Source organism: Flavobacterium zepuense (genome assembly GCF_007097145.1).
Taxonomy (GTDB): Bacteria; Bacteroidota; Bacteroidia; order Flavobacteriales; family Flavobacteriaceae; genus Flavobacterium; species Flavobacterium zepuense.
Genome location: NZ_VJVZ01000040.1, coordinates 1 through 1,030 on the forward strand (window position 1 = coordinate 1; position 1,030 = coordinate 1,030).

Genomic DNA, 1,030 nt, shown 5'->3' on the forward strand with positions numbered 1-1,030 from the left:
ACACATCGACCCTGACTACGGTTCCTCTAATATTCCAATCCCCTTTAGTTGTTCACTTGGTATTAACCTGAATTTTTAATTAAGGACATGAAAAAATTTATTCTATTAATAACCATATCCACTTTGTTAAGCTGCGGTAAAAAATTGGATTTAAAACCGGACAGTACGCTCGTATTGCCTAAAACGGCACAGGATTTCGAAAACCTGCTGGATAATACCGGTGTGATGAATATTACCCCTGCACTTGCCCAGTTATCAGCGGACGAGTACTACATTACAAGTTTCACATTATACCAGTCCCTACAAGACCCAATAATTCGCAACGCTTATATTTGGAAACCTGACGTATACGAAGGCGAAACGCAATTAGGCGACTGGCGGGCACCTTACTCCCAAATATTTTATTCTAATAACGTTCTTGATATCATGGCCACGCAGGATATTACTAATGACCCTGAAAAACAACGTATCAAAGGATGGGCGCTTTTTGACCGAGCCTACGCCTTTTACGCTTTAGTAAGCACTTTCTCAAAAGCTTACAACCGCCAGACAGCAAATACTGATCTGGGCATACCTTTGAAGCTAAGCTCAGATATAACCATGAATGTTCCTCGGAGTAGTGTGGAGCAAGCTTACGATCAAATCATTAAAGATGCTTTAGAATCAAGCGAACTATTACAACAAGATATAATCACAGGTAAGAAGAACCGCCCGTCAAAAGTAGCTTCCTATGCACTTTTGGCAAGGGTTTACCTTAGTATGCGGGATTACGGGCAGGCAGAATTATATACTGATAAATGCCTTGCCTTGTATTCAAAACTGACTGATTATAATTCCCTAGAAATCAGAAGGGGCTCATCTTTTACATACAATAGTGAAGAGACAATCTATTTTACCCAGCAACGGGTCGATTATGATCGTGTGACCTATGGGTCAGGCGGGCTTTATAGCGTTGATACGGCATTGATTAGCCTTTATTCCGCTTCAGACTTGCGGAAGGACATTTACTTCACTTCAAATGCTAACGGAT

General features: G+C 40.9%; 1 protein-coding gene. It reads left to right on the forward strand.

All coding sequences use genetic code 11. The annotated features are described in order from the left end of the window. Positions 1–87: 87 nt before the first annotated feature. The coding region (locus FMM05_RS20900) for a RagB/SusD family nutrient uptake outer membrane protein (protein ID WP_143375364.1) at positions 88–1,030 on the forward strand (943 nt) is incomplete at its 3' end.